Below are 6,116 nucleotides of genomic sequence, written 5' to 3' on the forward strand. Positions count from 1 at the left end.
GCTCCCCGGAGCGCTCCGTCACTCCGGGCGCTCCGTCATTTCGGCGTGCTCCGTCACTCCGGAGCGGCCGGCCGGTCGCCGCTCTGCTTCAGCGGGTTCTCACTCCGGGGCGACCAGCCAGTCGTCGATCTGCTTCAGCAGGTCCTTGCGCACCTGCTCGGGGGCGGCCGAGGCCCGGATCGACTGCCGGGCCAGCTCTGCCACCTCCGCGTCGCGGAAGCCGTACACCCGCCGGGCCAGCTCGTACTGGGCCAGCAGCCGCGAGCCGAACAGCAGCGGGTCGTCCGCGCCCAGCGCGATCGGCACCCCCGCGTCGAAGAGCCGGCGCAGCGGCACGTCCTCGGCCCGCTCGGCCACCCCGAGCCCGACGTTCGAGGTCGGGCAGACCTCGCAGGCGATCTGCCGGTCGGCGAGCCGCTCCATCAGCCGGGGCGACTCCGCGGCCCGCACCCCGTGCCCCACCCGGTCGGCGCCCAGGTCGTCCACGCACTCGGCGACGCTCGCCGCCCCCAGCAGCTCCCCGCCGTGCGGTACGGCCAGCAGCCCGGCCCGCCGGGCGATCCGGAACGCGCCGTCGAAGTCGCGGGCCCGGGCCCGGCGCTCGTCGTTGGAGAGCCCGAACCCGACGACGCCCTGGTCGAGATAGCGGGAGGCGAGGCGGGCGAGCGTCTTGGCGTCCAGCGGGTGCCGGGTCCGGTTGGCGGCCACCACGACCGCGATCCCGATCCCGGCGTGGTCGGCGGCCCGGTGCACGGCGTCGAGCATCAGCTCCAGCGTGCCGGTGAGCCCGCCGAACCGGTGGGCGTACCCGGACGGGTCCACCTGGATCTCCAGCCAGGCCGAGCCCTCCGCGGCCTCGTCCTCGGCGGTCTCCCGCATCAGCCGGTAGATGTCCTCGGGGCGGCGCAGGACCGAGCGGGCGATGTCGTAGAGCCGCTGGAACCGGAACCAGCCCCGCTCGTCGGTCGCCCGCAGGCGGGGCGGCCAGTCCTGCTCCAGCGCGTCGGGGAGGTGCACGCCGTGCTCGCGGGCGAGCTCGACCAGCGTGCCGTGCCGCATGGACCCGGTGAAGTGCAGGTGCAGGTGGGCTTTGGGGAGGGCGCTCAGCGGACGTGCCATCTCCATATCCTGCCGCACCGGCGCCCCGAGCCGGGCACGATCCCGCCGCGGCGCGGCCGCCCGCCGTACCGGCGCAGGGGAGTGCGCCGGGGCGTCCCGGAGCGGTGGAGGGAGCGTCCCGGAGCGGCGGTCACGGGTGCGATGTCCGGAAGCGGGAGCAAGGATCACCGTAATTCCCGGAACGGTTCCACCGGACCGGCGCGGCATGCGAGAGTTGGCACGGTATGGGTAGTCGGAACGGTGCCGGGACTGCGATGGAAGCGGACCTCTTCGTCGGCAGGCGCACAGAGCTCGCCGAGATCTGCGGCCTGCTCGCGCGGACGCGCCGTGTCACGCTGATCGGACCTGCGGGGTCGGGCAAGAGCCGCCTCGCGCTGCGCCTGGCCGGGACGCTCGGGCAGGACTCCCCGGGATACGTCCGGGTCGCCGACCTGTCCGAGGCTCCGGACGACCTCCCCGGCCTGGCGCGGACGCTCGCCGGCGTGCTCGGGGCCCGCGTGCGGCCGGGCGCCTCCGCCGTCGACGCCGTGACGGTCGAACTGCTCTCCCGCCCCCGGCTGCTCGTCCTGGACGACTGCGACCGTGTCGCCGGCGCCGCCGGAGCCCTCGTTGAGCGGCTGCTGCACCAGGTCGGCGACCTGAGGGTCCTCGCCACCGGCAGGCAGCGGCTCGGCTTCACCGGTGAGCACCTCTACCCGATCGGCGGGCTGCCGGACGACGACGCCGCCGACCTGCTCGCCGCGCTCGCCGGCGACCGGCTCGGCGGGCGCGATCCGGTCGAGATCTGCCGCAGGCTCGACAATCTCCCGCTCGCCATCAGGCTCGCCGCGGCCTCCCCGGACCCGGGCGGGGCACGCCTGTTCCCGGACGGCTCCCTCGTGGACGGCTCCTCTCCGGACGGCCCCCGCGGCGACGGCGAGGCCCGGCGGCACGGCTCCATGGGCGCCGCGCTCGACTGGAGCCACGAGCTGTGCGACCCGGCCGAGCGCCTGGTCTGGGCCCGGGCCTCGGTCTTCGCCGGGAGCTTCGACGCCGGGGCCGCCCAGCACGTGTGCGGCCCCGGCCTCTCCACCGGGCAGGTCCTCGACGCGCTGTCCGGGCTGTTCGACCGGTCCGTCCTCACCCGGGAGAAGGCCGCCGGCGGCGTCCGCCTCCGGCTGACGAACACCGCCCGGGCCTACGGCGCCGCCCGGCTGGACCTCCTGGGCGAGACCGCCGAGGCCGAGCTCCGGCACCGCGACCACTTCTTCGGCCTGGCCGTCCGCGCGAACGAGGGCTGGCGCAACGACCAGCTCGGTTGGTATCGCAGGCTCGTTCCCGACCTCGCCAACCTGCGCCGGGCCGTCGACCACTGCTACGCCGACCCCGCCGGGCGCCGCAGGGGCCTGGAGCTGGTCAGCTGCCTGTGGTTCCTGTGGGTCTGCTGCGGACGGACGGCCCTCGGCCGCGAGCTGATCCTGCGCGGCCTGGAGCTGGAGCCCGCACCCTGCCCCGAGCGGTTCAAGGCGTTGTGGGTGCACACCTACATGTCGATCCAGCGAGGCGAGTACGACGAGGCCGAGCGGGCCCTCGCCGAGTGTGCGGCCGTCGACCGGGACGGGGCCGGCGAGATGGCCCCCTACGTCAGCCACTTCCAGGCCCACCTGGCCGTCGCCAGGGGAGACCTGGGCAGTGCCCTGCGGCTCATCAAGGAGGCCCGGGAGCGCCACCGCTCGGCCGGTGACCTCCTGCCCGGCTTCCTGTCCACCTACACCGTCGTGGCCGTCGGCCTGCTGCTCGCCGGACACCACGACCAGGCCGTCGTGGTCGTCCGCGAGGGCCGCGAGTTGTGCGCCTCCTGCCGCGACTACTGGACCCTCGCCCACCTCGACCTGATCCTCGGCCTGGTCGAGCACCTCCTGGGCAACACCGCGGCGGCCACCGCCTCGGTCCGCGAAGCACTGCGCGGGGCCCGGGTGTTCGACGACGACCCGGCCCTCGTCACCGGGCTCGAGGTCCTCGCGGTGATCGCCGCGGGGGACGTGGACGACACGCTCGCCCTGTTCCTCCTCGGTGCGGCCCGGGCCGCCTGGGAGAGCACCGGGGCGCCGCCCCGCCGCCTGCCGCTGCTCGACGGGATCCTCGCCGGCGCCGAGGCGAGGCTGCGCGCCCGCACGGACACCGACGAGTACGACCGGCTCATCGAGACCGGGCGCGCGACCGACCTGCGCACGGCCGTGGAGTGCGCCCTGCAGGGGGTCATCGGCTGATCCGGGCGGGTGCTTCGAGAGGCCGCCTCATCCGGGCGGGTTCTCCGAAAGGCAGGCCGGTTTCCGGGCGGCCCGTCGGAAGGGCGCCCGGCCGGCGGAGGACTCCCCGGTCCCGCCGGGCAACCCTTCCGGCGCGCCGAGCGTAGGTAGGGGCATGAGACCAGGCACGGCCGCATGAGCGGCCACGAGGAGTTCGCCGCGTTCGTCGCGGCGCGGGGGACCGCCCTGCTGCGCGTCGCCCACCTGACGTGCGGGTCGCGGGACGAGGCCGAGGACGTGCTGCAGAGCGCGCTGGAGAAGGCATACCGCAACTGGGGAAGGCTGCGCGCCGGCAGCGACCCCGAGCCGTACGTCCGCCGCATCATCGTCAACACGGCGATCAGCCGCGCCCGCCGCCGGGCGATCCTGCACATCTTCCCGGCTCCCACGCTCCCGGAGACCCCGGCCGCAGGCGACCTGACGGGCGTCGAGCTCCGTCCGGTCCTCATGGACGGCCTGCGCCGCCTGCCCCCGCGCCAGCGGGCGGTGCTCGTCCTGCGCTTCTGGGAGGACATGACCGAGGCGCAGACCGCCGAGACGCTCGGCTGCTCGGTGGGCACGGTCAAGAGCCAGGCCGCCAAGGGGCTGGCCCGCCTGCGCGCCCTGATCGGCGCCGAGATCTTCACGGAGGTGATCCGCCATGCCGAGGCTTGAGGACGAGCTGCGCGCCGCCATGGCCGCCGAGACCGCCGACCTGGGCGCCGCCCCGGACCTGGCCGACCGGGTCGTACGGCTCTCGCACCGCCGCCGCCGCGGGAGGCGCCTGGCCGCGGGCACGGCCCTGGTGGCCGCCGTGCTCGCCGCCGGGACGGTCATCCCCGGGCAGCTGACCGGCGCGCAGAGAGACCCGGTCGCGGCCGCGGACCGGCCCACCCGCGCAGGTATGGATGTGAACGTCGCGGAGGACGTCGAGGCCCGGTACCTCCCGGCGGGGCTGGGGACGCTGCTGATCGATTCCGGCTCCGTCGGCAAGCTCGACGTCGTCACGCTGAGCTGGGGATCCGGTGACGGCCTGGTGCGTCTGCGCAAGTACGAGAAGGCAGGACCGGCAGGGCCCGGCCGGCTCACGTCCCTCGGGCTGGTGCCCGGCGGCAAGGCGACCTCGGTCCGCGGCAGGCCCGGGCTGGTCTCGCCCGACGGCCTCGACCTGCTCTGGCACGAGCGTGACGACGTCGTGCTGCGGGTGACGGTCGGCGCCGATCACCGGGACGAGCTCACGCGCATCGCCGAGGGGGTCTGGCTCCCCGACCCGACCGGTTCCGGCGGCGGCACCCTGGAGGGCGTCAGGTTCGCCGGCCTGCCGGACGGCGTCTACCTGGACCGCGAGGTTCCCGCCTCCTCCGCCGAACCGGTCACCCGCAAGGAGTGGAGCGGTCAGGGCGGCCGGGTCAGGCTGAGCGCGGTGCGGGGGAGGAACGCCGCCGACCCGGACGCGCTCAGGGCGTGGGCGGAGCGGAGCGAGGGCTTCGAGGCCGTCCGCAGCCGGGAGGCCGTCCTGCGGACCGCGCCCGCCTGGGAGGGCACCACGGGTGAGAGGGGGTGGGGCGGCCGCCCGCGCGCGGTGCTCTGGCACGACAGGACGGGACTCGGATTCCTCCTGGAGGCCGCCCCTGGGATGGAGACGGCGCTCGACGAGATCATCGCCGGCCTCGGCCGGGATCCGGAACCGGGCGACCGGCTCTGCGAGCCCCCGGCCGCCGGGAAGGTGACGGGCCTGGTCCCCGGCGTGGTCCTCCCGCGGATCCCGGAGCGCCTCACCGTGGGCGGCGGCTTCACCGACCTGGAGTCGCTGAGCGAGCCGGAGAAGGTCACCGTCCGGGGCCACGGATGGTCGGACGAGCGCAGCGTGGAGGAGGGCGGCAGCGCGCTGAGCGTCGGGGTGGTCTGCGGGGTCGCCTCGGAGCGGGAGTTGCGCGCCCTGGTCGGCCACGCCCGCTCTACGGCGCCGGTCCGGGGCCGGCCCGCCGTCGAGTGGGTCAACGAGCTGTACGGCGGGGGCCGGTTCGTGATGTGGCTGGAGCGGCCGGGAGCGGCGATCTTCGTCGGCGCCACCCCCGACCTCGAGACCGAGGCCGGCCGGATCGCCGAGGGGATCCGGGTCCAGAGGCGGTGACCGCCGGGACGCGCCCACCGGGCCCACGGCGCCGGCCGGGCGCGCACCCGGCCGGGTCCCGAGACGGCGGGAGGGCTCAGGACGGCCCGCGGCGCGCTTCCCGCGCGGCGGTGCGCTGCGCGAGGGCCTCGTGCAGCAGGTGCCGCAGCTCGGGGCCCTCGATGACGGCCGAGACCGACATCTTGCGGAATTCGAGCCGGGTGAGCACCCAGAGCTCCTTGCGCCCGATCTCCTCGGTGAACCGGTCGTCGAACTCCTCGGGGACGTCGTCCGGCACCTCGGCCCGGTAGGCCACGAAGGTGTCGGGAAGGCGCATGCCGTCCCCCTCGGGGGAGAAGATGTCGGCGAACTCCTCGGCCGGAGGGCGTCCGGAGATGTTCTTCAGTGAGAGGGCGAAGCCCAGGAAGTCACCGATGACCCGGTCCGGGTCATCGGTGACGTTGTAGAAGGGGCTCTCGAAGCGGACGGTGCGCATACCGGTGGACGGTACACGGGCGCCCCCGTCACCGGGGAGGCCGTCACCCGTTCCCCGGGCCCGCCGGCCGTCCACCCCGGTCCCCGCGGTCCACTCCGCGCCGGGGCGGGCGGCCGGCCGC

5 protein-coding genes are annotated in these 6,116 nt (G+C 75.4%); 3 read left to right on the forward strand and 2 right to left on the reverse strand.

What is annotated here, in order from left to right; all coding sequences use genetic code 11:
- Positions 1-99: 99 nt before the first annotated feature.
- Positions 100-1,119 carry an adenosine deaminase gene (locus ACFOWE_RS05250; protein ID WP_377285776.1) on the reverse strand — a complete coding sequence of 340 codons (1,020 nt, stop codon included), beginning with the start codon at positions 1,117-1,119 and terminating at the stop codon, positions 100-102.
- A 254-nt stretch (positions 1,120-1,373) separates the two neighbouring features.
- Here ACFOWE_RS05250 and ACFOWE_RS05255 point away from each other — a divergent pair, with 254 nt between their 5' ends.
- The 3 genes from ACFOWE_RS05255 to ACFOWE_RS05265 all read left to right on the forward strand — a co-directional run bounded on the left by ACFOWE_RS05255 (position 1,374) and on the right by ACFOWE_RS05265 (position 5,520).
- Positions 1,374-3,368: an ATP-binding protein gene (locus ACFOWE_RS05255; RefSeq protein WP_377285778.1), complete on the forward strand. Its 1,995-nt coding sequence runs from the start codon at positions 1,374-1,376 to the stop codon at positions 3,366-3,368.
- Positions 3,369-3,542: 174 nt separating this feature from the next.
- Positions 3,543-4,061, forward strand: a complete 519-nt coding sequence (locus ACFOWE_RS05260) for a SigE family RNA polymerase sigma factor (RefSeq protein WP_377285779.1) — start codon at positions 3,543-3,545, stop codon at positions 4,059-4,061.
- Entirely contained in the window at positions 4,048-5,520 is a 1,473-nt protein-coding gene (locus ACFOWE_RS05265; protein WP_377285780.1) for a hypothetical protein, read from the forward strand. Before ACFOWE_RS05260 ends, ACFOWE_RS05265 begins: the two co-directional genes overlap by 14 nt.
- 76 nt (positions 5,521-5,596) lie before the next feature.
- Here the strand turns inward: ACFOWE_RS05265 and ACFOWE_RS05270 are convergent.
- Positions 5,597-6,116 (reverse strand): hypothetical protein (locus ACFOWE_RS05270; protein ID WP_377285782.1); only part of this gene is annotated, 520 nt, incomplete at its 5' end.

It is taken from the genome of Planomonospora corallina (assembly GCF_042650625.1).
GTDB classification, from domain to species: Bacteria; Actinomycetota; Actinomycetes; order Streptosporangiales; family Streptosporangiaceae; genus Planomonospora_B; species Planomonospora_B corallina.

Coding starts and splice junctions, on each gene's coding strand:
- ACFOWE_RS05250 (WP_377285776.1), bottom strand. CDS start 1,119: ATGGCACGTCCGCTGAGCGCCCTCCCCAAAGCCCACCTGCACCTGCAC.
- ACFOWE_RS05265 (WP_377285780.1), top strand. CDS start 4,048: ATGCCGAGGCTTGAGGACGAGCTGCGCGCCGCCATGGCCGCCGAGACC.
- ACFOWE_RS05260 (WP_377285779.1), top strand. CDS start 3,543: ATGAGCGGCCACGAGGAGTTCGCCGCGTTCGTCGCGGCGCGGGGGACC.
- ACFOWE_RS05255 (WP_377285778.1), top strand. CDS start 1,374: ATGGAAGCGGACCTCTTCGTCGGCAGGCGCACAGAGCTCGCCGAGATC.